This is a genomic window from Bacillus halotolerans (assembly GCF_001517105.1).
Classification (GTDB): Bacteria; Bacillota; Bacilli; order Bacillales; family Bacillaceae; genus Bacillus; species Bacillus halotolerans.
The window spans coordinates 205,320-228,880 of the sequence record NZ_LPVF01000013.1 but is presented as its reverse complement, the minus strand read 5'-3'; the positions used below and the strand labels follow the sequence as shown (position 1 = coordinate 228,880).

At 43.7% G+C, this 23,561-nt stretch carries 26 protein-coding genes and 1 pseudogene; 26 read left to right on the top strand and 1 reads right to left on the bottom strand.

Annotated features, from left to right (window positions below; genetic code table 11):
* Nucleotides 1-156 precede the first annotated feature (156 nt).
* The 8 genes from AU387_RS19200 (at nucleotide 157) to ypjB (ending at nucleotide 6,230) form a co-directional block, all read left to right on the top strand.
* Complete coding sequence (locus tag AU387_RS19200; protein WP_059336621.1) at nucleotides 157-1,428, top strand: tetratricopeptide repeat protein; 1,272 nt, start codon at nucleotides 157-159, stop codon at nucleotides 1,426-1,428.
* Between the two features lie 69 nt (nucleotides 1,429-1,497).
* Nucleotides 1,498-2,037 (top strand): ReoY family proteolytic degradation factor, encoded by a 540-nt coding sequence (locus AU387_RS19195; protein WP_003225551.1) that lies wholly within the window; start codon nucleotides 1,498-1,500, stop codon nucleotides 2,035-2,037.
* Between the two features lie 58 nt (nucleotides 2,038-2,095).
* Nucleotides 2,096-2,539, top strand: coding sequence for a YpiF family protein (locus AU387_RS19190; RefSeq protein WP_044155117.1), 444 nt, complete (start codon nucleotides 2,096-2,098; stop codon nucleotides 2,537-2,539).
* A 144-nt stretch (nucleotides 2,540-2,683) separates the two neighbouring features.
* Entirely contained in the window at nucleotides 2,684-3,187 is a 504-nt protein-coding gene (locus AU387_RS19185) for a Rieske (2Fe-2S) protein (RefSeq protein WP_010334725.1), read from the top strand.
* 1 nt (nucleotide 3,188) lies between these two features.
* A complete protein-coding gene (qcrB, locus tag AU387_RS19180) occupies nucleotides 3,189-3,863 on the top strand; it encodes a menaquinol-cytochrome c reductase cytochrome b subunit (RefSeq protein ID WP_003225560.1) in 675 nt (224 codons plus the stop codon).
* A 32-nt stretch (nucleotides 3,864-3,895) separates the two neighbouring features.
* Complete coding sequence (locus tag AU387_RS19175) at nucleotides 3,896-4,663, top strand: menaquinol-cytochrome c reductase cytochrome b/c subunit (RefSeq protein WP_010334724.1); 768 nt, start codon at nucleotides 3,896-3,898, stop codon at nucleotides 4,661-4,663.
* Nucleotides 4,664-4,773: 110 nt separating this feature from the next.
* Nucleotides 4,774-5,367 carry a lipoprotein heptaprenylglyceryl N-acetyltransferase LhaT gene (gene lhaT, locus AU387_RS19170; RefSeq protein ID WP_044155135.1) on the top strand — a complete coding sequence of 198 codons (594 nt, stop codon included), beginning with the start codon at nucleotides 4,774-4,776 and terminating at the stop codon, nucleotides 5,365-5,367.
* Nucleotides 5,368-5,435: 68 nt separating this feature from the next.
* Nucleotides 5,436-6,230, top strand: a complete 795-nt coding sequence (gene ypjB / locus AU387_RS19165) for a sporulation protein YpjB (RefSeq protein WP_044155141.1) — start codon at nucleotides 5,436-5,438, stop codon at nucleotides 6,228-6,230.
* 43 nt (nucleotides 6,231-6,273) lie between these two features.
* Here ypjB and AU387_RS19160 read toward each other — a convergent pair whose 3' ends face one another.
* A complete protein-coding gene (locus tag AU387_RS19160; protein ID WP_044155146.1) occupies nucleotides 6,274-7,146 on the bottom strand; it encodes a YitT family protein in 873 nt (290 codons plus the stop codon).
* A gap of 139 nt (nucleotides 7,147-7,285) precedes the next feature.
* Between AU387_RS19160 and AU387_RS19155 the strand changes: the two genes are divergently transcribed.
* The 18 genes and pseudogenes from AU387_RS19155 (at nucleotide 7,286) to AU387_RS19075 (ending at nucleotide 23,514) form a co-directional block, all read left to right on the top strand.
* Nucleotides 7,286-7,621, top strand: a complete 336-nt coding sequence (locus AU387_RS19155) for a nucleotide pyrophosphohydrolase (protein ID WP_004398044.1) — start codon at nucleotides 7,286-7,288, stop codon at nucleotides 7,619-7,621.
* 11 nt (nucleotides 7,622-7,632) lie between these two features.
* Nucleotides 7,633-8,436, top strand: coding sequence for a 4-hydroxy-tetrahydrodipicolinate reductase (gene dapB / locus AU387_RS19150; RefSeq protein ID WP_059336620.1), 804 nt, complete (start codon nucleotides 7,633-7,635; stop codon nucleotides 8,434-8,436).
* Between the two features lie 15 nt (nucleotides 8,437-8,451).
* On the top strand, nucleotides 8,452-8,865 hold the full coding sequence (mgsA, locus tag AU387_RS19145; protein WP_044155160.1) for a methylglyoxal synthase: 414 nt from the start codon (nucleotides 8,452-8,454) through the stop codon (nucleotides 8,863-8,865).
* Nucleotides 8,858-9,567 (top strand): annotated as a pseudogene (gene bshB1 / locus AU387_RS19140) (bacillithiol biosynthesis deacetylase BshB1). Before mgsA ends, bshB1 begins: the two are co-directional and overlap by 8 nt.
* Complete coding sequence (gene bshA, locus AU387_RS19135; protein ID WP_024121846.1) at nucleotides 9,564-10,697, top strand: N-acetyl-alpha-D-glucosaminyl L-malate synthase BshA; 1,134 nt, start codon at nucleotides 9,564-9,566, stop codon at nucleotides 10,695-10,697. The pseudogene bshB1 and the gene bshA overlap by 4 nt, the downstream one beginning before the upstream one ends.
* Before the next feature lie 4 nt (nucleotides 10,698-10,701).
* Entirely contained in the window at nucleotides 10,702-11,895 is a 1,194-nt protein-coding gene (locus tag AU387_RS19130; protein ID WP_059336619.1) for a CCA tRNA nucleotidyltransferase, read from the top strand.
* Entirely contained in the window at nucleotides 11,880-12,863 is a 984-nt protein-coding gene (locus AU387_RS19125) for a biotin--[acetyl-CoA-carboxylase] ligase (RefSeq protein ID WP_059293705.1), read from the top strand. The genes AU387_RS19130 and AU387_RS19125 overlap by 16 nt, the downstream gene beginning before the upstream one ends.
* Nucleotides 12,864-13,104: 241 nt before the next feature.
* Nucleotides 13,105-13,938, top strand: a complete 834-nt coding sequence (gene panB, locus AU387_RS19120; RefSeq protein ID WP_059293706.1) for a 3-methyl-2-oxobutanoate hydroxymethyltransferase — start codon at nucleotides 13,105-13,107, stop codon at nucleotides 13,936-13,938.
* 1 nt (nucleotide 13,939) lies between these two features.
* On the top strand, nucleotides 13,940-14,800 hold the full coding sequence (gene panC, locus AU387_RS19115; protein WP_059336618.1) for a pantoate--beta-alanine ligase: 861 nt from the start codon (nucleotides 13,940-13,942) through the stop codon (nucleotides 14,798-14,800).
* Between the two features lie 2 nt (nucleotides 14,801-14,802).
* Nucleotides 14,803-15,186, top strand: a complete 384-nt coding sequence (gene panD / locus AU387_RS19110) for an aspartate 1-decarboxylase (RefSeq protein WP_044156733.1) — start codon at nucleotides 14,803-14,805, stop codon at nucleotides 15,184-15,186.
* A gap of 125 nt (nucleotides 15,187-15,311) precedes the next feature.
* Nucleotides 15,312-18,107 carry an ATP-dependent DNA helicase DinG gene (gene dinG / locus AU387_RS19105; protein WP_059336617.1) on the top strand — a complete coding sequence of 932 codons (2,796 nt, stop codon included), beginning with the start codon at nucleotides 15,312-15,314 and terminating at the stop codon, nucleotides 18,105-18,107.
* 142 nt (nucleotides 18,108-18,249) lie between these two features.
* Nucleotides 18,250-18,420 carry a YpmA family protein gene (locus AU387_RS20875; protein ID WP_003225588.1) on the top strand — a complete coding sequence of 57 codons (171 nt, stop codon included), beginning with the start codon at nucleotides 18,250-18,252 and terminating at the stop codon, nucleotides 18,418-18,420.
* Nucleotides 18,421-18,428: 8 nt separating this feature from the next.
* Nucleotides 18,429-18,914 carry a cell wall elongation/penicillin-binding protein regulator TseB gene (gene tseB / locus AU387_RS19100; protein WP_044155205.1) on the top strand — a complete coding sequence of 162 codons (486 nt, stop codon included), beginning with the start codon at nucleotides 18,429-18,431 and terminating at the stop codon, nucleotides 18,912-18,914.
* Between the two features lie 22 nt (nucleotides 18,915-18,936).
* Nucleotides 18,937-20,118 (top strand): aspartate transaminase AspB, encoded by a 1,182-nt coding sequence (gene aspB / locus AU387_RS19095; protein ID WP_044155214.1) that lies wholly within the window; start codon nucleotides 18,937-18,939, stop codon nucleotides 20,116-20,118.
* Nucleotides 20,119-20,258: 140 nt separating this feature from the next.
* Nucleotides 20,259-21,551 carry an asparagine--tRNA ligase gene (gene asnS / locus AU387_RS19090; protein WP_044155223.1) on the top strand — a complete coding sequence of 431 codons (1,293 nt, stop codon included), beginning with the start codon at nucleotides 20,259-20,261 and terminating at the stop codon, nucleotides 21,549-21,551.
* A 95-nt stretch (nucleotides 21,552-21,646) separates the two neighbouring features.
* Nucleotides 21,647-22,345 carry a DNA replication protein DnaD gene (gene dnaD, locus AU387_RS19085; protein WP_044155229.1) on the top strand — a complete coding sequence of 233 codons (699 nt, stop codon included), beginning with the start codon at nucleotides 21,647-21,649 and terminating at the stop codon, nucleotides 22,343-22,345.
* 18 nt (nucleotides 22,346-22,363) lie between these two features.
* On the top strand, nucleotides 22,364-23,023 hold the full coding sequence (gene nth / locus AU387_RS19080; protein ID WP_059336616.1) for an endonuclease III: 660 nt from the start codon (nucleotides 22,364-22,366) through the stop codon (nucleotides 23,021-23,023).
* Nucleotides 23,020-23,514, top strand: coding sequence for a YpoC family protein (locus AU387_RS19075; protein ID WP_059336615.1), 495 nt, complete (start codon nucleotides 23,020-23,022; stop codon nucleotides 23,512-23,514). Before nth ends, AU387_RS19075 begins: the two co-directional genes overlap by 4 nt.
* Nucleotides 23,515-23,561: the final 47 nt, after the last annotated feature.

The following is a 23,561-nucleotide window of genomic DNA, read 5'->3' as shown; positions in this document are numbered from 1 at the left end:
TTTTGATAAACTAATAAGACTCAGAAATTCCTTGACGTACAGTGTAAGCATCTTATTTGCCGAGGGCTATCCTCTGGATTATGATAGGATTAACCCGAACAAATAAGACTTTTATGTATGATTGATGTTGTTAGGAAAAGAAAGGATCGGTCCGATTTGAATACATTAATTCAAGAAGCCATAAAATTAGTTGAAGCAGGAGAAACAGAAAAGGGACTCAACACCCTCTCGAAGGCCGAAAAACAGCTTCATGATGAAGATAAAGCCATCGCAGCACAGCTTTATTACGAGTGGGGAAATGTAGAGAAAGCGATCTCACTGATTAGTGATTTGCATGATTTATATCCGAATGAAACAGAACTGACGAATTTTTATGCTGAACTTTTAATAGATATTGACGAAGAAGAAAAAGCATTGGCTGTGCTGGAAACGATCCCGGAATCAGACCCATCATATCCGGAAAGCCTGCTGCTCATGGCTGATCTTTATCAGATGCAGGGGCTGTTCGAAGTAAGTGAGCAAAAGCTTTTACAGGCAAAGTCTATTCTTGAAAATGAACCAATCATTGATTTTGCGTTAGGCGAGCTATACTTTACTCAAGGAGCCTATGCAAAAGCTGTTCAATATTTTAAAAGAACGGCTGGGGAGCAGAGTGAGATCGGAGGCGTTAATGTCCACCAAAGATTGGCGGAATCGCTAAGTGCATCAGGAGATTTTGAGGAGGCCATTCCATGGTATGAAAAAGCTGTAGATGAGAATCCTGACCCTAATACAATTTTCGGCTATGGATTTACAGCCTCGCAGGCGGGACTAATCAAAACGGCTATTAAACAGCTGTCCGATTTAAAGGAGCTTGATCCATCCTATTCATCACTTTATATGCCGCTTTCAAAAAGCTATGAGGCTGAAGGGATGTATGAAGAGGCATTAAAAACGGCAAAAGAGGGTATCAGGTATGATGAATATAACAAAGAGCTTTTCCTCTATGCCGCAAAGATGGCGTTAAAAATCGGGAAGTCAGAAGAAGGGAAAAAACTTCTTCAGGAAGCGCTTGCTCTTGATCCTGGCTTCGTCGAAGCACTCCATACTTTACTTGCTGTGTATCATAAGGAAGAGGATTATGAGCAAATTATTGATCTGATTCAAGAGGTGCGGGGCTACGGGGAAGAAGATCCGAAATACAATTGGTATCTGGCCAGCGCTTACACCGAATTAGAGCAGTACGAAGAAGCAAAACAATCCTTTGAAGCTGCTTTTCTTCACTATCGTGAGGACAGAGATTTCTTATACGAATACGCAACCTTTTTATTAGAAGAAGGCCTCCAACAAGAAGCGCTGCCGCTATTGAAAAAGGTACTCGAAATAGATGGAGCCAATGAAGAGCTGGAAGAAATAATCTTGCGGATCGAGGATGAATTTTCGAGATAAGCAGGAATTTTAACCGCTTATGTGGAACATATAAGTATAGATTATACGAACGATAGAGGAGGGAATTACATGCAGACCCCTGTTTCTGTCAATGAGAAAAAGGATTTTATCCGTTGGTTTTTAAACCATTATCAGCTAAAGCGCAGAGAGTGCGTATGGATCTTGAACTACTTAATGAGCCACGATTCTTTAATGGAAAAGGTTCATTTTGTAGAGCAGGCAGAATTTTGCCCGAGAGGCATTATAATGTCAACACATTGTGTTGAAGAAGTTCCGTTTCGGTTTTATAAAGAGAATGTCATGACAACCGACGCGGAAAAATCTTTTCATGATATTAGATTAAATAAACAGCAGGATTTGTTTATCCAGCTTAATTTCCGTTCAGCCTACAGTTCTCCTGAGTATGCGGCGGTGCTGGAGTCCAACCCTCACATCCCGAAAGATCTGTTTGAAAACAAAAAAGATCAGGGGCTGGCTGAACAAATCCTGGAGCACGCCATTTCTACATTCCAAAGAGAAAAATTATTAAAAGACATTGACGATGCGCTCGATCGTCACGATAAAGAAGCATTTGAACAATTATCGCGCCAATTGAATCAGCTCACATAACATGACCAGCCTTGCAGTGTAATGCAAGGCTCGTTGTCGTAAAAAGGGGAGAACGATGATGAGGTGGAAAATGCCTGATGCCAAGGACTATTTACAATCTAAAGATTACATTGATACCGCTGTCATACCATTAATTAACATAAAGATGGGGAGCCAATTAAAAATAGCAGCAGAAAGAGGCGAATTTACGCAGCTTCTAGCTGATGAATTGGAAAGGCAGTTAAAAGGACGGGTATATTTATTGCCTGCTTATACATATGTTGATAGAAATGAAAATACCGTTCAAGGGCTGAAAGATTTACAGGAGGAGGTCAAATCAGATTTTCAGCATGTTGTACTGCTGACAGCTGATGATCATTGGAGTAGCGAAGAGTCATTGGGGAAGATGATTGTTGCGCCTTCTGTTCCGTTAGAGCACTTAAATGACTCCATAAAAAGAAAAATATTAGATGAACGCACAGCTGAAATTTTGAACGTTTTGTTACAGTTATGGAACGCTTAGTAAAAACACTTACATTTCCTTATAAACAATATTTTGGCTATATTGACCTTGCTGAGAGATTCATATATTATGAGGGTGTCTAGAGTTATGAAATATTTTCTATTTTAGTCAGTTTGCAGGGTTGACCTTGAGGGGGGAGAAGAGATGGGCGGAAGACATGATATATCGAGACGTCAATTTTTAAATTATACGCTTACAGGCGTAGGGGGGTTTATGGCGGCTAGTATGCTCATGCCTATGGTTCGCTTTGCACTCGACCCGGTATTAAAATCGACAGGAAAGCAGGACATGGTTCAGGTTGTCAGCGTAGATGAGCTGACAAAAGAGCCGCAGCGCTTTGATTTCAAAATTAATCAAGTCGATGCCTGGTATGAGTCGGAAGAATCGAGATCAGCTTGGGTTTTCAAAAATGGGGATGAGATTGTAGCACTTTCACCAATTTGTAAGCATTTGGGGTGTACGGTGAACTGGAACAGCGATCCTAAAAATCCGAATAAATTTTTCTGTCCTTGCCACTACGGACTCTATGAAAAAGACGGCACCAATGTCCCGGGCACGCCGCCGCTTGCGCCTCTTGATCATTACGAGCAAGAAGTTAAAGACGGCTTCCTGTATCTTGGAAAAGCAAAGCCTAAGGGGGAAGGGTGACATGCTGAACAAAATTTATGACTGGGTAGATGAACGGCTTGATATTACACCGATGTGGAGGGATATTGCCGATCACGAAGTGCCGGAACATGTGAATCCCGCCCATCATTTCTCTGCGTTTGTGTACTGTTTTGGGGGACTGACGTTTTTTGTAACCGTTATCCAAGTGTTGTCTGGGATGTTTTTAACGATGTACTATGTACCTGATATTAAAAATGCCTGGGAATCGGTATATTATTTGCAAAATGAAGTTGCATTCGGCCAGATTGTCAGGGGAATGCACCATTGGGGCGCCAGCTTGGTCATTGTGATGATGTTTTTACATACGCTGAGGGTCTTTTTCCAAGGGGCGTATAAAAAGCCGCGGGAACTGAACTGGATAGTCGGTGTGTTAATCTTTTTTGTCATGCTTGGGCTTGGGTTTACAGGCTACTTGCTTCCTTGGGATATGAAGGCTCTGTTTGCCACAAAAGTCGGGCTGCAGATCGCTGAGGCCACTCCTTTGATCGGGACGCAAGTCAAAACACTCCTGGCAGGGCATCCGGATATTGTAGGCGCCCAAACGCTGACTAGGTTTTTTGCGATCCATGTATTCTTTCTTCCTGCCGCCTTGTTTGGATTGATGGCCGCACACTTTATTATGATCCGTAAGCAGGGGATTTCAGGACCGCTTTAAACTTGATCTGCGAATAAAAGGGAGGGGATGACATGCACCGGGGCAAAGGGATGAAATTTGTAGGAGACTCAAGGATACCGGCTGAGAAAAAGCCGAATATACCGAAGGATTACTCAGAGTATCCCGGTAAAACAGAAGCCTTCTGGCCAAATTTCCTATTGAAGGAATGGATGGTCGGAGCTGTCTTTCTGATCGGTTTTCTTGTTTTGACGATTGTACACCAGCCGCCTTTGGAGCGGATGGCGGACCCGACGGATACAGGTTATATTCCGCTGCCGGACTGGTATTTTCTTTTCTTATATCAGCTTTTGAAATACGAATACGCCGCTGGGAGCTTTACGGTGGTCGGCGCTATGATTATGCCGGGGATCGCCTTTGGCGCTCTGCTTTTGGCACCATTTCTCGACAGGGGAACGGAAAGAAGGCCTTGGAAGCGTCCCGTGGCTGTCGGGATGATGCTCTTGGCTATTTCCGCGGCTGTATTTTTGACCTGGCAGTCCGTAGCTACTCACGACTGGGCAAAGGCGGAGGAGCAGGGGAAAATCACAAAAGAAGCGGATATCGATACCAGTGCCGAAGGATATAAAATTTTTCAGGAGCAGGGCTGTATTTCATGTCACGGGGATAATCTTCAAGGCGGAGCGGCCGGGCCTTCATTGGTAGACACCGGACTGAAGCCGGAAGAAATCAAAAAGATCGCTGTTGAAGGAAAAGGCCAAATGCCGGCAGGCGTGTTCAAAGGAAATGATAAGCAGCTTGAAGAACTTGCGAAATTCATTTCCGAAACAACGGCAAAATAACGTATTGTGAATTGCGAAACGGAAGGATATACTTTTATTATCAAAAGCTGACCAGGCGTCAGCTTTTTTATATGGACACATTATTTTTACAGACTGAGAGTTGATTTGATGTGAAATGGTTTCAATATGTATTAGGACAGCGAACGATGCTTATTCTTGTCTTAGCGATCAATTTTCTGGGAACGGTTTACGGATACTATTGGTACTTGCCTCAGCTTTTGGAGACGCCGGCCCGTTTCCTCATCTTTGTCCCGGACAGCCCGACAGCAACGTTTTTCTTTTTGTTTGTGCTGCTGGCCTTTCTCATGAAGCGGAATGCTCCGCTTTTTGAAGCGCTTGCGTTAGTGACGCTCGTGAAATATGGCTTGTGGGCGGTCGGAATGAATCTTCTCGTATTAGCTGTAACGGGTGATTTGCCATGGGAAGGCTATATGCTGATTGCCTCGCATTTTGCAATGGCTGTCCAGGGGGTGCTGTACAGCCCGTATTTTCGATTTTCATTATGGCATCTTGTTATCGCTGCGGTCTGGACGCTTCATAATGATGTCATTGATTACCTGTTTGGAATGATGCCGCAATACTCCATGCTTTCTGAATATATGACTGACATAGGATACGGAACGTTTTGGCTGAGCATCTTTTCAATCGGACTTGCCTTCTATCTCGTCACTTCGAAAAAGCAAACAAAGCTTCAACTGACGTAAAGACAATCTTGGTCTATCCTTGTCCCTTCCTTCATATCCTGTAAGGAGAGAGAGTGGGAGGGACCTGCATGAAACGAAAGCTGACGATCTGTTTGTTGATTGCTCTTATTTTTTATAATGGGAATGCCAAGGCTGAAGAGCGGGGAAGCCTCAAGGAATTGAATGATTTATCCGATACGGTTTTTCAAATGACCCGCCAGTCGAAATATGAAGAGGCGCTGCAAGTCTTATCTTATTTTGAAAAAACATTAAAATCCGCTGAAAAACAGAAGCAAGACAGCATGTTAACTGGAGCCCAAATTCGCCAGATTACTTTGGGCTATAACGATATGGTACGGAGTTTAAAACAGTCTGATGCATCAGACACACAAAAGCTCAGAGCAGCCGCGCAGTTCAGAATGCTGATGGATGCTGTTGACAATCAGTCTGATCCCCTTTGGGGGTCACTGGAGAAGCCGATTATGGAGGTCTTTGCCGCACTCAAGCAGGATGTCCAAAAAAATGAAAGTACGAGCTTTCATGAAAAGTGGAACGAATTTATCAGCTTGTATGATTTGATTTATCCAAGTCTTACAATCGATATATCAGAAGATCAGCTTGATACAGTCGGAAAACATATTGAAGTGATTGAGCAAGAGGGGTTTCAGCAAATGACCGAGAGTACAAAGCTTGAACGGCTTTCCCTACTCCAGAACGATCTGAAGAGTGTATTTGACAGGGTGGAAGAGGATGATGCAGATCCGTCTTTGTTATGGGTGATGATCACTACAGGCGGTATCATCATTACTGCACTTACTTATGTCGGTTACAGAAAATACAGAGCGGAGAAAAAGAAGCTAAAAAAGCGGGATTATCCAAAATGAGTAAGAGGGGCGGCGGCAGCCGCCTTTTGTCATTCAAGAAACATTAGCGCGGGAGCGGATTTTTATTTTCATCGAGTGTAAATCCTTCCCCAAGCACATCGTGGACATCGCTGACCGCGACAAAGGCATGAGGGTCAATGGAGTTGATCACACTTTTCAGCATGACCAGTTCGTTTTTGGGCACTACACAATACAGCACGTCTAGATCCTCTTTCGTGTAGGATCCCTGTCCTTTCAAAATGGTAACGCCCCGTTCCATTTCCTCAAGAATTTTCTTCTGAATCTGGTCGTTTTTCGCAGAGATGATTGTTGCACCTTTAGCTGCGTATCCGCCTTCCTGTATAAAATCAATCAGTCTTGCCGCCACAAAAACGGCAACCAATGTGTACATGGCTTCTTTGTAAGAGAGATAGGTAAGCAATGATAAAATGATCACGCAAGCATCGAAAGCAAACATCGTTCGGCCCATTGGTATCCCAAAATACTTATTGACCAAACGGGCAATGATATCAACCCCGCCCGTTGTACCGCCGAACTTAAAAATAATGCCTAAGCCGGCTCCAATGAATACGCCGGCAAATAAAGCGGCAAGCGCAAGATCATGCTGAAGGGGCATATGTATTTCATATCGCTGAAAAATGCTGAGGAATAAAGACAGTGCTACAGTACCGACTAGGGTGTATACAAACATCGTCTTGCCCAGCAAACGCCAGCCGATAAAAAAGATCGGGATATTCAAAACCAGGTTTGAAATAGAAGGACTAATATGGAAAAGGGCATAAAGCAATAGCGTAATTCCCGTGAATCCACCCTCTGCCAGATTGTTTTGCATATTGAAATGAACCAGGCCAAATGAAAAAATTGCTGCACCGATTAAAATAAAAAATATGTTTTTTAATCTAATTTCTCCAAGCATCACACAAAACCCCTTTTCCTTCCATTAGATAGCGTTTATATTATAGTGGATGCAAAAGAAAACAGCAAACGTGCTTAAACATTTGTCAAACGTATCCGAATTAGCTAACATGTAAGAGGATGATAGGAGGTTTCGTGCAGTGAGTGATAAAACAATGAAAGATATACAGGCTGAGGTGGACCGCTACATCGGCCAATTTAAGGAAGGGTATTTCAGCCCGCTTGCCATGATGGCAAGATTAACCGAAGAACTGGGCGAGCTTGCAAGAGAAGTCAATCATCGTTATGGAGAAAAACCAAAAAAAGCGACTGAAGATGATAAAAGCATGGAAGAGGAAATGGGAGATGTGCTGTTTGTATTGGTTTGTTTAGCCAACTCACTTGATATTTCATTAGAGGAAGCCCACGACCGAGTCATGCATAAATTTAATACTAGAGATAAAGACCGCTGGACAAGAAAAGAAGAAGGAAAGTAGAGGAGATCAAGATGTCAAACGAAACAATTAAAGTAGTCATTGCAGGACCGCGGGGAAGAATGGGGCAAGAAGCTGTGAAATTGGCAGAAAAAACACCTCATTTTGACCTAGTCGGAGCAGTTGACCATACATACGATCAGCACAAATTATCTGATGTGATGTCTGTTGAGTCTGATGCTCTTATTTACACAGATATCCATGCCTGCTTTACAGAAACAAAACCAGATGTATTGATTGATTTAACTACACCCGAAATCGGGAAAGTACATACAAAAGTTGCATTAGAACACGGTGTCCGCCCTGTAGTGGGTACGACCGGTTTCTCTGATACTGATTTGAAAGAACTTACATCTCTGACAGAAGAAAAAGGGATCGGGGCTATCATCGCTCCAAATTTTGCATTGGGTGCGGTACTCATGATGAAATTCTCAAAAATGGCTGCCAATTACTTCGATGATGTTGAGATTATTGAGCTTCACCATGATCAGAAGCTTGACGCGCCAAGCGGAACGGCTCTCAAAACAGCTGAAATGATTTCCGAGGTTCGAAAAGAAAAACAGCAAGGACATCCAGATGAAAAAGAAATTCTCCCAGGAGCAAGAGGTGCGGAGCTAAACGGAATCCGTCTGCACAGTGTTCGTCTTCCAGGGTTGATCGCCCATCAGGAAGTGATGTTCGGCATGGACGGCCAAACGCTGCAGATCCGTCACGATTCTTATAACCGTGCTTCCTTCATGTCCGGTGTAAAACTGTCTGTAGAACAAGTCATGAAGATTGATCAGCTTGTCTACGGATTGGAAAATATCATTGATTAGACAGGGGGATAAATGATGAAAATTGCTTTGATCGCGCATGACAAGAAGAAACAGGATATGATCCAATTTACAACCGCTTATCAAGAGATTTTGAGTCATCATGATCTATATGCAACAGGAACAACGGGATTGAAAATTCAAGAGGCGACGGGCCTTCAAATTCAGCGTTTTCAATCCGGCCCTTTAGGCGGAGACCAGCAAATCGGCGCGTTAATTGCCGCTAACGCACTTGACCTAGTTATCTTTTTGCGCGACCCGCTGACCGCACAGCCGCATGAACCGGATGTCTCGGCATTAATCCGTTTATGTGATGTTTATTCGATTCCACTTGCCACCAATATGGGAACTGCAGAAATTCTGGTTCGCACACTTGATGAAGGCGTTTTTGAATTCCGCAATCTTCTTCGGGGAGAAGAACCTCATGTATAATGCTGACGTTCTTGCTTTTGGCGCCCATAGTGATGATGTCGAGATTGGTATGGGCGGCACAATAGCAAAGCTTGTCAAACAGGGAAAAAAACCGTGATATGCGATTTGACTGAAGCGGAGTTGTCTTCAAACGGAACAGTCAGTTTGCGAAAAGAAGAAGCGGCCGAAGCAGCCCGTATATTAGGTGTGGACAAAAGAATTCAGCTGACGCTCCCTGATCGCGGGCTGATGATGAGTGATGAGGCGATTCGGGCGATTGTCACAGTCATTAGAACCTGCCGGCCGAAAGCGGTGTTTATGCCATATAAAAAGGATCGTCATCCGGATCACGGCAATGCTGCCGCACTTGTAGAAGAAGCGATCTTTTCAGCAGGAATTCATAAATATAAAGATGAAAACAGCCTGCCTGCGCATAAAGTAAGTAAGGTCTACTATTATATGATAAATGGTTTTCATCAGCCTGATTTTGTTATTGATATCTCGGATACAATAGAGGATAAAAAGAAAAGCCTCAATGCCTACAAAAGCCAGTTTGTACCGTCACAGAATTCTGTTTCAACACCATTGACGAACGGTTATATCGAGATCATTGAAGCAAGAGAAAAGCTGTACGGCAAAGAAGCAGGTGTAGGGTACGCTGAGGGCTTCTTTTCCAATCGGATGCTGATGCTGGATCATGATGTGCTTGGGGGCGAACAATGAAAAAGTTAAAAATAGGCATTACATGCTATCCGAGCGTCGGCGGCTCAGGTATCATTGCGACAGAACTCGGGAAACAGCTTGCTGAAAAGGGTCATGAAATCCATTTTATAACATCGAGCATCCCGTTCAGACTAAATACATACCATCCTAATATTCACTTTCATGAAGTTGAAGTTAACCAATATGCCGTTTTTAAGTATCCGCCGTATGATTTAACATTGGCAAGCAAAATCGCTGAGGTTGCAGAACGGGAGAATTTAGACATCATCCACGCTCACTACGCTCTGCCGCATGCGGTTTGCGCTTATCTCGCAAAGCAGATGCTGAAACGGAATATCGGCATCGTAACAACTTTGCATGGAACGGATATTACAGTATTAGGCTACGATCCATCCTTAAAAGATCTTATACGTTTTGCGATAGAGGCTTCAGACAGGGTGACAGCGGTCTCATCAGCACTTGCTGCTGAAACGTACGATTTAATTAAGCCGGAGAAAAAAATAGAAACGATTTATAATTTCATAGATGAACGTGTATACCTTAAGAAAAATACAGCGGCCATTAAAGAGAAACACGGCATACTGCCGGATGAAAAAGTCGTAATCCATGTGTCCAACTTCAGAAAGGTCAAACGTGTGCAGGATGTCATCCAGGTGTTTCGAAATATAGCCGGCAAAACAAAAGCAAAACTGCTCTTAGTCGGAGACGGTCCTGAGAAATCAGTGGCCTGTGAGCTTGTCAGAAAATATGGGCTGGAAAAACAAGTGCTGATGCTTGGAAATCAAGATCGTGTCGAGGAGCTATACTCCATCAGTGATCTGAAGCTGCTGCTGTCTGAAAAAGAAAGTTTCGGCCTTGTCCTGCTTGAAGCGATGGCATGCGGAGTGCCTTGCATCGGAACGAATATTGGCGGTATCCCTGAAGTGATAAAAAACAATGTGAGCGGGTTTTTGGTGGATGTCGGCGATGTCGAAGCCGCTTCAGCTAAAGCGGTTCGCATTTTAGAAGACGAACAGCTGAGCAAGCGGTTTACCGAAGCGGCCATGGAAATGCTCAATAATGAATTTTCGTCACAAAAGATTGTCAGCCAGTATGAACAGATATATGCCGATTTAGCAGAACCGGAGTGATGACATGGAACAAATTTTTATCAAAGCACTTCCCGTGCTCCGCACATTAATTGAAGCAGGCCATCAAGCTTACTTTGTCGGAGGCGCAGTTCGTGACAGCTATATGAAACGAAATATTGGAGATGTCGATATTGCGACAGATGCGGCACCGGACCAAGTAGAACGGCTTTTTAAGCGGACAGTTGATGTCGGCAAAGAGCACGGGACAATTATCGTGCTCTGGGAAGATGATACCTATGAAGTCACTACATTCCGGACTGAATCAGATTATGAAGATTACAGAAGACCGTCAGAAGTACACTTTATCACTTCATTAGAAGAGGATTTGAAACGCAGGGATTTGACGATTAATGCGATGGCCATGACAGCTGACGGTCAAGTTCTTGATTATTTTGGCGGCAAGAAAGACATTGATCAGCAGCTGATTCGAACGGTTGGAAAACCGGAGGACCGCTTTCAGGAAGATGCGCTTCGTATGCTGAGAGCGGTGCGATTTATGAGCCAGCTCGGATTTACGCTTTCGAAAGAAACAGAAGAAGCGATCATAAAAGAGAAAACACTTCTTTCTCATGTATCAGTCGAACGGAAAACAATAGAGTTCGAGAAGCTTTTACTGGGAAAAGCGTCCCAAGAGGCCATTCAAATGCTTGTACATACGGGGCTTTATGAAGAACTGCCGGGTTTTTATCACAAACGGGAGAACCTGCTGACGGCGAGCGAGTTTCCGTTTTCTCTTCTCACTTCTCGTGAGGAGCTTTGGGCAGCGCTTCTACTTGATCTTCAGATAGACTTGAAAGAAGCGATGCTTTTCCTGAAAGCCTGGAAGCTCCCTGGAAAAGTGATGAAGGAAGCCGCTCACATTGCCGATACGTTTGGCCAGAGCCTTGACGCTATGTCCATGTACAAGGCTGGTGAAAAAGCGCTTTTATCTGCCGTCAAAATATCAATGCTCCGGCAAACCAAGCAGCTGAACGGCGAGAGACTGAAGGAAGTTAGAGAAGCTTATCAAAGCCTGCCCATCAAAAGTCTGAAGGATCTTGCCATCACAGGGCGGGATTTACTTGCACTGCGAAACCAGCCCGCTGGAAAATGGGTGTCTGAAGAATTACAGCGGATAGAGCAGGCTGTTGTAATGGGAAAGCTCTCCAATCAGAAGGAACACATAGAGGAGTGGCTGAAGACATGCGATCAACCTTAAGAAACGATCTTATTGAATTATTTTCTCAGGCCGGAAGCGAGTTTATTTCCGGCCAAAAAATCAGTGATGCTCTCGGATGCTCGAGAACAGCTGTATGGAAGCATATTGAGGAGCTTCGCAAAGAAGGCTATGAAGTGGAGGCTGTCAGAAGAAAAGGGTATCGGCTTATCAAAAAGCCTGGAAAACTCAGTGAAAGTGAAATTCGGTTTGGGCTGAAAACAGAAGTGATGGGCCAGCATCTTTTTTATCATGACGTCCTTTCATCCACTCAAAAAAAGGCTCATGAGCTTGCTAATGATAACGCGCCGGAGGGCACTCTCGTTGTCGCAGATAAACAAACAGCCGGCAGAGGGCGTATGTCAAGGGTGTGGCATTCTCAAGAAGGAACAGGCATCTGGATGAGCCTGATTTTGCGTCCAGACATTCCGCTTCAAAAAACACCTCAGCTTACGCTTCTTGCTGCGGTAGCTGTTGTGCAAGGAATAGAGGAGGCAACAGGTCTCCAAACGGATATTAAATGGCCTAATGACATATTAATTCACGGAAAAAAAGCAGTCGGCATTTTAACTGAAATGCAGGCGGAAGAAGACCGCGTCCGTTCAGTCATTATTGGAACAGGCATAAACGTTAATCAAGAGGCCGATGATTTTCCCGAGGAGCTAAAGGAAACCGCAACGAGCCTTAGTCAGGCAGCCGGTGAAAAAATAGATCGGGCCAGCGTCATGCAGCATATTTTGCTTTCTTTTGAAAAACGGTACCGAGATTATTTAGCGCATGGTTTCACGCCGATTAAACTTCTGTGGGAAAGCTATGCGCTTGGAATCGGCAGTGAATTAAGAGCAAGAACGCTAAACGGAACATTTTATGGGAAAGCTTTAGGAATAGACGAAGAGGGTGTTCTTCTTTTAGAAACAAAGGAAGGCATAAAAAAAATCTATTCGGCAGATATCGAAATGGGTTCATTGTAGTTGGTACAAGCCTGTTGATTTTGATATACTTCCATTGGGCAGTATCGCCTGCGAACTGCACCTATTCATAAAAAATAGATAGACATTGCAGCAGTCTGCCTTGATCCAAAAAGGACTGGGACAGAGGGATGAAACTCGCCGAACTTTAGAAAGTGAAGAATCCTTCTCGTGTAGCGGAAGGTTTTTTTGGCTTGGATAAGATACGGCAGCTCATCTCCTCTAAAAATGAGGAGGAGAAAAAGTGAAAACAAAACTTGATTTCTTAAAAATGAAAGAGAAGGAAGAACCGATTGTCATGCTGACGGCTTACGATTATCCGGCAGCCAAGCTTGCTGAACAAGCGGGAGTGGATATGATTTTAGTCGGCGATTCACTAGGAATGGTCGTGCTAGGCCTTGATTCAACTGTCGGCGTGACAGTTGCGGATATGATCCATCACACGAAAGCGGTCAAAAGAGGTGCGCCAAATACATTTATCGTAACCGACATGCCGTTTATGTCCTACCACTTGTCTAAAGAGGATACGCTGAAAAATGCCGCAGCTATCGTTCAGGAAAGCGGAGCCGACGCGCTGAAGCTGGAAGGCGGTGAAGGGGTGTTTGAATCCATCCGCGCCTTGACGCTCGGTGGCATTCCTGTTGTCAGTCATTTAGGGCTGACACCGCAATCAGTCGGTGTATTAGGCGGATATAAAGTACAGGGCAAAGATGAACAAAGCGCCAAGAAATTAATAGAAGACAGTATAAAATGTGAGGAAGCGGGGGCCATGATGCTTGTGCTTGAATGTGTGCCTGCAGAACTCACGGCAAAAATCGCAGAAACATTATCTATTCCTGTCATTGGAATCGGAGCTGGTGTAAAAGCGGACGGACAGGTTCTTGTTTATCACGATGTTATCGGCCATGGTGTTGTTAGAACACCTAAATTTGTGAAACAATATACGCAAATTGACGGCACTATAGAAACAGCAATCAGTGGATATGTCCATGATGTAAGACATCGTGCTTTCCCTGAACAAAAGCATTCCTTTCAGATGAATCAGACAGTCCTGGAAGGCTTGTACGGAGGAAAATAAGATGAAGCAGATTACAGATATCTCACAGCTGAAAGAAATCATTACACAATATCAGTCAGAAGGCAAAACAATCGGATTTGTTCCGACGATGGGATTTCTTCATGAAGGGCATTTAACCTTGGCAGACAAAGCCAGACAAGAAAATGACGCCGTCGTTATGAGTATTTTTGTAAATCCGACGCAATTCGGTCCCGGGGAGGATTTTGAAGCGTATCCGCGCGATCTCGAACGTGATGCCGCTCTTGCGGAAAATGCCGGCGTTGATATTCTTTTCACTCCTGATGCCAGTGACATGTATCCCGGTGAAAAAAATGTAACGATACATGTTGAGAGACGTACTGAGGTTTTATGCGGGCGTTCAAGGGAAGGACACTTTGACGGAGTTGCCATCGTGCTGACGAAGCTGTTCAATCTTGTTAAACCGACACGCGCTTATTTTGGTTTAAAGGATGCGCAGCAGGTGGCAGTTGTTGATGGTTTAATCAGTGATTTCTTCATGGATATTGAACTGGTTGCTGTAGATACGGTCAGAGAGGAAGACGGGTTAGCCAAAAGCTCCCGGAATGTGTATTTAACGGCTGAGGAAAGAAGAGAAGCACCTAAGCTTTACCAAGCCCTTCAGACGAGTGCCGAGCTGATCAGAGCAGGTGAGAGAAATCCTGAAGCGGTCATCAATGCTGCAAAAGACATCATTGAAACGACAAGCGGCAGAATTGATTATGTTGAGCTATATTCTTATCCGGAACTTGAGCCTGTGAACAAGCTCGAAGGAAAGATTATTCTGGCTGTAGCAGTTGCATTTTCAAAAGCGCGTTTAATAGACAATATCATTATTGATATTCAAGAAATGGAGAGAATATAATGATGTATCGCACGATGATGAGCGGAAAGCTTCATAGGGCAACGGTTACAGAAGCAAATCTTAACTATGTGGGCAGCATTACAATTGATGAAGATCTGATTGATGCGGTAGGAATGCTTCCTAATGAAAAAGTGCAAATTGTGAATAATAACAATGGAGCACGCCTGGAAACGTACATTATTCCCGGTCAGCGCGGAAGCGGAGTCATCTGTTTAAACGGAGCTGCCGCACGCCTTGTACAGGAAGGCGATAAGGTTATTATTATTTCCTACAAAATGATGTCTGATCAAGAAGCGGCAAACCATCAGCCGAAAGTTGCCGTTTTGAATGACCAAAACAAAATTGAACAAATGCTTGGACAAGAACCTGCCAGCACTATTTTATAGATATACCGCCCCCTTTATCGGGGGTTTTCGTTTAAGATTTTCAGCGTAAAACGGTTTTGCCGCTCCATTTCCGTACAAAACGTGTTACACTTTTGTCGTATGCAAGAATTGAGGTGTCCATTTTAATGAAAAAGCAACGGTTCGTTGTTATAGATGTAGAAACAACAGGGAATTCGCCAAAAAAGGGCGATAAAATCATTCAAATTGCAGCGGTTGTAATTGAAAATGGACAAATTACTGAGCGGTTTTCAAAATATATTAATCCAAATAAATCCATTCCGGTTTTTATTGAACAGCTTACGGGAATCACGAATCAAATGGTAGAAAATCAGCCGCCGTTTAAAGCAGTGGCTGAAGAAGTGTTTCATTTGCTTGACGGCGCTTACTTTGTCGCCCACAATATCCATTTTGACCTCGGGTTTGTGAAGCATGAGTTACATAAAGCGGGTTTCCAGCTCCCAGATTGTGAAGTGCTGGATACTGTTGAGCTCTCCCGTATCGCATTTCCGGGATTTGAGGGATATAAGCTGACTGAATTAAGCGAAGAGCTTCAGCTGCGGCATGATCAGCCGCATCGAGCTGACAGCGACGCTGAAGTCACAGGACTTATTTTTTTGGAAATTCTTGAAAAGCTAAGGCGGCTTCCTTATCCGACATTAAAGCAGTTAAGAAGGCTGTCACAGCATTTTATCAGTGATCTGACGCATTTGTTAGATATGTTCATTTATGAAAACAGACATACAGATATGCCAGGCTATACGCGTTTTTCATCTTTTTCTGTCAGAGAACCAGAACCTGTGATTGAACGTCTCAAAGAAGATGAAGAATTTCTATTTGAGATGGAAAATTGGGCAGCAGGAAATGAAAAAGCGCTCTCTGAGTTCATGCCCCAGTACGAAAAAAGAGAAGGCCAAATGCTGATGATGAAAGAAGTGGCTGATGCCTTTGCCAATCGTGAACACGCGCTGATTGAAGCTGCTCCGGGAATCGGAAAAACGATCGGCTACCTGATTCCGGCTGCGCTTTTTGCTAAAAAGTCAAAAAAGCCGGTCGTCATCAGCACGTATTCAACCCTTCTTCAGCAACAGATTTTGACGAAGGATTTGCCGATCATCAAAGATATGTTCCCTTTTTCGGTGACTGCGGCTATTTTAAAAGGGCAATCGCATTATCTGTGTCTTTATAAGTTTGAGCAGGTGCTTCATGAGGAAGATGATAACTATGATGCCGTTTTGACAAAAGCCCAGCTTCTTGTTTGGCTGACAGAGACAAACACGGGAGATGTAGCAGAACTGAATTTGCCGTCAGGCGGAAAACTGCTGTGGGACAGATTGGCATATGATGATCATTCTTATAAACGACATCAGAGGGATCAAGTGATTGGTTTTTATGAACGGGCCAAACAAAGTGCCATGCGGTCTGATCTGGTGATTACGAATCATTCTCTTCTGCTAACCGATGAGGCGAGCCGGAAAAAAAGACTTCCGGATAGCGGGACTTTTGTAATTGATGAAGCACACCATTTTGAACGTGCTGCAAGCGAACATTTAGGAAAAAGAGCAACTTACATAGAACTGCATACAAAATTGAGCAGAATCGGAACGCTTAAAGAGCAGGGGCTTCTGAAAAAAATGAGACAGCTTTTTCAGCGTCACAGCCTGCCGGTGGATTCATTTTTCGAAGTGGAGGAGTGGATTCAGCATATTCAGGCGGAAAGTGATGCGTTTTTCAGCTCTGTGCATTCTTTTGTCAAACGAAGAAAACCTAAAGAAGACTTAAACCGTCTTGTCTTTAACGTGAACAAAAAAAGTCACGATAAAGGATGGCCTATTTTAACAGATGGAGCGGAAAGGCTCTGTTCTATGCTGGCGCATTTGCAGCAGCTTTTTGAGACCCAGACGGCTCTGATGGAAGAACATCTGACGGCTATGAAAAGCAAAAATGCTTTTTTGGCCGATGAATATAATAGAAGCATGAATGATTTGGGGGAGTACTGCCAGACTCTAAATCAGCTGTTCTTTGGCTCAGATGACAATGAAGCGGTTTGGATTGAGATAGATGCTAAAGGTGCGAAGAATGCAGTAGCTATATATGCGCAGCCGCTGGAACCGGGCGAGCTTCTTGCTGATCAGTTTTTCGCCCGGAAAAACAGTGTCGTTCTTACATCTGCAACCCTAACGATAGAAAATTCGTTTCATTTTATCATTGAGCGTTTGGGGTTAAGTGACTTTTTCCCCCGCACAATGAGGATCGCGTCGCCTTTTTCTTATGATGAGCGGATGCAGGTAATGATACCAAAAGAAATAAAATCGATCCAAGATACGGGGCAGACTGAATTTATACAGGATACCGCACGTTATATCGAACTGATGGCAAAAGAAAAACAGCCGAAAATCCTTGTGCTGTTTACGTCTCATGACATGCTGAAAAAAGTGCATCAGGAACTCAAGCTCGCCATGAGTGTTTCAGGCATACAGCTTTTGGCTCAGGGCATAACCGGCGGCAGTCCCGGAAAACTGATGAAAACGTTCAAAACAGCCAATCAGGCCATTTTGCTTGGAACGAATCATTTTTGGGAAGGCGTTGATTTCCCTGGCGATGAACTGACGACAGTGATCATCGTGAGACTTCCTTTCCGGGCTCCGGATCATCCGCTGCACGCTGCAAAATGTGAGCTGGCGAGGAAGAAAGGGCGCAATCCGTTTCAAACGGTCTCACTGCCGGAAGCGGTGCTGACGTTCAGACAAGGAATTGGGCGCTTGCTCCGGACAGCCGGAGACAAAGGAACGATTGTCATATTAGACAGACGGGTCAAAACCGCTGGTTACGGGCGCCTGTTCCTTGATGCTCTGCCGACAACAGCAATATCTGAAGTGACTGACAGTGAGATTGAAGCTTATGTTGCCGGAAAAAGTGAATAAAGCCGCATAAAGCGGCTTTCCGGTGTGGGAGTAGGACGTGTTTTATTTGTAAAAGCGGGTTTTTCCGCTTTGTGGTACTAGTATGGCGCGTCCTGAAAAGGAGTATGACTAACAATATTTGTTCAATTTGGAGGATGAAAAAATGGAAAGCAAAATCGAAATTCTTTCAACTATTAATGTAGAGCATTCGGATGACCTTTATAAAATTGTAGACACGCTGAATCGGACACTGAAAAGAGATAATCTGATGTTCGGTCTTGCGCTTGATGAAGAAAACAAAAACCAAGCCGTTTTTACCATTTATCGTACGTAGGTGAGAAGATGAGAAAAAAAGCATTAATATTTACCGCCATATTTGGTATTATTTTTTTAGCAGTACTTCTTGTCTCGGCAAACATTTATAAATCAGCCATGGCACAAAAGGAAAAGGGGCACGAAGCAGCAGCTGCTGAAGCGAAAAAAGAAACCGACCTCACCAGCGTTGATCAAGTCGAAACATTTGTCGGAAAAGAAAAGTATTATATCGTAAAGGGAACCGACAAAAAAGGCATCAAATTATATGTATGGGTTCCTGAAGATAAAAAAGCAAAAATTCTCTCAAAAGAAGCAAAAGAGGGAATCACCGAGGACAAAGCGGCGAAAATCATACAAGATGAAGGGCTGGTTTCAAAGCAAAAAGAGATTCACCTGGCAAGAGAAGGGAACGTCCTGCTTTGGGAAGTAACGTACTTAGACAAAGAAGGACAATACAGTTTAAGTTATGTGGACTTTACAACTGGAAAGATTCTCAAAAATATCACGCCTTAAGACGAATTAGGGGGAGTTCAAGTTGAAACTGGCAAAAAGAGTATCCGCATTAACACCGTCTACCACACTGGCCATTACAGCGAAAGCGAAAGAACTGAAAGCGGCAGGCCATGATGTCATCGGCCTTGGAGCGGGCGAACCCGACTTCAATACACCGCAGCACATTATTGATGCAGCTGTACGCTCAATGAACGAAGGACATACGAAATACACGCCTTCAGGCGGTTTGGCTGAATTAAAAAACAGCATTGCAGAGAAATTTAAACGTGACCAGAATATTGAATACAAACCGTCTCAATTGATTGTCTGTACTGGTGCCAAACATGCACTGTATACCCTTTTCCAAGTGATTTTGGATGAAGGAGACGAAGTGATTATCCCAACGCCTTACTGGGTAAGCTATCCGGAACAGGTGAAACTCGCTGGAGGTCAGCCTGTTTATGTGGAAGGGCTTGAGGAAAATCACTTTAAAATTTCTCCTGAGCAGCTGAAAAAAGCGATTACAGAAAAAACAAAAGCAATCGTTATTAATTCACCAAGCAATCCGACTGGCGTTATGTATACAGAAGAAGAGCTGGCCGCGCTTGGCGAAGTGTGCCTTGATCATGACATCCTGATAGTATCTGACGAAATTTATGAAAAACTTACATACGGCGGAAAAAAACACGTTTCCATCGCACAGCTGTCTGACCGTTTGAAAGAGCAAACGATCGTCATCAACGGCGTATCAAAATCACACAGCATGACAGGCTGGAGAATCGGTTATGCGGCTGGAGCAGAAGAGATCATCAAAGCGATGACAAACCTTGCAAGCCACAGCACGTCAAATCCGACATCCATCGCGCAATACGGAGCGATTGCCGCATACAACGGACCTTCTGAGCCAATGGAGGAGATGAGAAAAGCATTTGAGCATAGATTAAACACGATTTATGATCAGCTCGTTGAAATCCCGGGCTTCAGCTGCGTGAAGCCGGAAGGTGCTTTTTACTTATTTCCGAATGCAAAAAAAGCAGCTCAAACTTGCGGTTTCAAAGATGTAGATGAATTTGTCAAGGCGCTTCTTGAAGAAGAAAAAGTCGCGATAGTTCCAGGTTCCGGATTCGGCTCTCCTGATAATGTCCGGTTGTCCTACGCGACATCATTAGACCTTCTGGAAAAAGCGGTGCAACGAATCAAACGATTTGTAGAAAAACATAGCTAACGGATCAGAAAGCGGCTGACAAAAAGCCGCTTTTTATCTGCATTGACCCGGTCAGTTAAGACCGGGTATAATAAAGTGATGATAAAAGAGTTCGCGGGGCAAAAGCTTCCGAATGTCTTCTTGTTTTGGAGGGAAATATTTTGAAAACAACAATCAACCAAGTGTACAAGCACGTAGGTGAGGAAGTAACGATCGGAGCTTGGATCGCTAATAAGCGTTCAAGCGGGAAAATCGCGTTTTTACAGCTGAGAGACGGTACAGGTTTTATTCAAGGTGTCGTTGTAAAAGCGGAGGTTGAAGAGAGCATTTTCCAAACGGCTAAATCTGTGACGCAGGAAACGTCACTCTATATAAAAGGAATTGTCAAAGAGGACGAGCGTTCTCCGCTTGGTTATGAATTAGCTGTCACAGATATTGAAGTCATTCACGAAGCGACTGATTATCCAATTACGCCAAAGGAACACGGTACGGAATTTTTGATGGATCACAGACACTTATGGCTTCGTTCAAAGCGCCAGCATGCGATCATGAAAATCCGCAATGAAATCATTCGCGCGACTTACGAATTCTTTAATAACGAAGGCTTCGTAAAAGTAGATCCGCCGATTTTGACTGGAAGCGCGCCTGAAGGAACAACTGAGCTCTTTGCGACAAAATACTTCGATGAAGATGCTTACCTTTCTCAAAGCGGACAGCTGTACATGGAAGCTGCGGCGATGGCATTAGGAAAAGTATTCTCCTTCGGACCGACGTTCAGAGCAGAAAAGTCTAAAACAAAACGCCACTTAATCGAATTCTGGATGATCGAACCGGAAATGGCGTTTGTTGAATTTGAAGAAAACCTTCAGGTACAGGAAAATTACGTTTCATTCATCGTGCAATCGGTTCTTAAGAATTGCAAAATTGAATTAAACACACTAGGAAGAGACACGTCAAAACTTGAGCAAATCAAAGCGCCGTTCCCAAGAATTACGTATGACGAAGCGGTTGATTTTCTGAAAGAAAAAGGCTTTGACGATATCGAGTGGGGAGACGATTTTGGAGCGCCTCATGAAACAGCGATTGCCGAGCACTATGACAAACCGGTTTTCATCACTCGCTATCCGACGTCTTTAAAACCGTTCTATATGCAGCCGGCATCTGACCGCGAAGATGTAGTGCTTTGCGCAGATCTGATCGCGCCTGAAGGCTACGGAGAAATCATCGGCGGTTCTGAACGGATTCACGATATGGAACTATTGGAAGCGCGCCTTAAAGAACATGGACTGGATTCTGACGCATATAAATGGTATGCTGAACTTAGAAAATATGGATCAGTTCCACATTCCGGATTCGGCCTTGGATTAGAGCGTACAGTAGCTTGGATCAGCGGAGCGCCTCACGTACGTGAAACAATTCCGTTCCCAAGACTGTTGAACCGTCTGTATCCGTAATACATTTAAATGAAACAAGTAAAAAGAGTCTCCTGCAAGGGAGACTTTTTACAGTAAAGGGGAAAACACTATCCTTTACAGTAAGAGGTGTAACGATGAAAAAACAGCAATTTATTGATATGCAGGAGATGGGGATGTCAACGATCCCCAATCTTTTGCTGACCCACTATAAACAGCTTGGACTTAACGAAACAGAACTGATTCTGCTGTTGAAAATCAAAATGCATTTAGAAAAGGGATCTTATTTTCCTACACCGCATGAACTGCAGGAAGGCATGACGATTTCTGTTGAAGAATGCACAAACAGATTGCGTATGTTTATCCAAAAGGGTTTTCTGTTTATTGAGGAAGGCGAAGACCAAAACGGCATCAAGTTTGAGAAATATTCACTCCAGCCTTTATGGGGCAAGCTCTATGAGTATATAGAGCTTGCCCAGAATCAAACACAAGAAAGAAAAGCAGAAGGGGAACAAAAAAGCCTTTATACGATTTTTGAAGAAGAGTTTGCAAGACCGTTATCTCCTTTAGAGTGTGAAACGCTGGCCATTTGGCAGGATCAGGATCAGCATGATGCACAGCTGATTAAACACGCTTTAAAAGAGGCTGTATTATCAGGAAAACTCAGCTTCCGCTACATTGACCGGATTTTGTTTGAATGGAAGAAAAACGGGCTGAAAACAGTGGAGCAGGCCAAAATCCACAGTCAAAAATTCCGGCGTGTTCAAACTAAACAGAATGAACCGCAAAAAGAGTATAAGAGGCAGGTTCCTTTTTACAATTGGCTTGAACAATAAAGTGAAAAGGTGACAATCGTGTTAAATCTAAAACAAATTGAATTCTGTTTAGAGAAGATAGGCGACATGTTTCCCCGCGCGGAGTGTGAACTTGTTCATTCCAATCCCTTTGAATTAGTGGTGGCAGTCGCTTTATCTGCGCAATGTACAGACGCACTTGTAAACAGGGTGACCAAAACATTATTTCAAAAATATAAACGGCCGGAAGACTATTTATCTGTTTCTCTGGAAGAGCTTCAGCAGGATATCAAATCAATCGGTCTGTACCGTAATAAAGCAAAAAATATTCAAAAACTGAGTAAAATGATTATTGAAGATTATGGCGGAGAAGTACCGAAGGACCGTGATGAGCTTGTGAAACTCCCAGGAGTTGGCCGGAAGACCGCCAATGTTGTCGTATCTGTTGCCTTTGGCGTACCGGCCATTGCAGTGGATACACACGTCGAGAGGGTCAGTAAGCGTCTGGGAATCTGCCGGTGGAAGGATTCGGTGCTGGAAGTCGAAAAGACACTGATGCGCAAGGTTCCTAAAGAAGATTGGTCCGTTACCCATCATCGTCTCATATTCTTCGGAAGATACCACTGTAAGGCACAATCGCCGCGCTGTGCGGAATGTCCATTGCTTTCTCTGTGCAGAGAAGGGCAGAAGAGAGATAAAAAAGGGCTGGTGAAACGATGACGGCAGCGAATGAATTGTTAGCTTCTTATGAGCAATATTTGCGCAGTCTAGGACACATTGACTTCACTGATATCAAGGAACCATTAAGGATTAATCCTTTGTATTTTGACTTCTGCGAGACCACGCAGGACATATTGCCGTGGGAAAACAGCGCCAAGTACGTTCCGTATCTATTTCAAGTGTGGGAAGAAACAAAAGAATCACTTCTCCCCGTATTTCAAACAAGAAAGTCCAGATGCGATCAAAACGACATGCTTAAAGGGATTGTATGTTTACTTGTTTCGTTTCATTGGACAGCGGGTGAGCGGGTGATGTCGCTGAATTGGTCAGAACTGACAAAAAAATCATTTCCGGCTAAGCCGATTAATTGGGCTGAACGAGTGGAGTTTATTCTGCTGAAGCCGACCCAATATCATTGCTTTATCCAGCTAGATGAACTTTTTACAGAAATGAAAAAGCATTTTTATAAGCATCACGCGATGAAACGATAAAACCTCCCCTAAAGAGGGAGGTTTTATTGTGCAGAAAAAAGCCATCA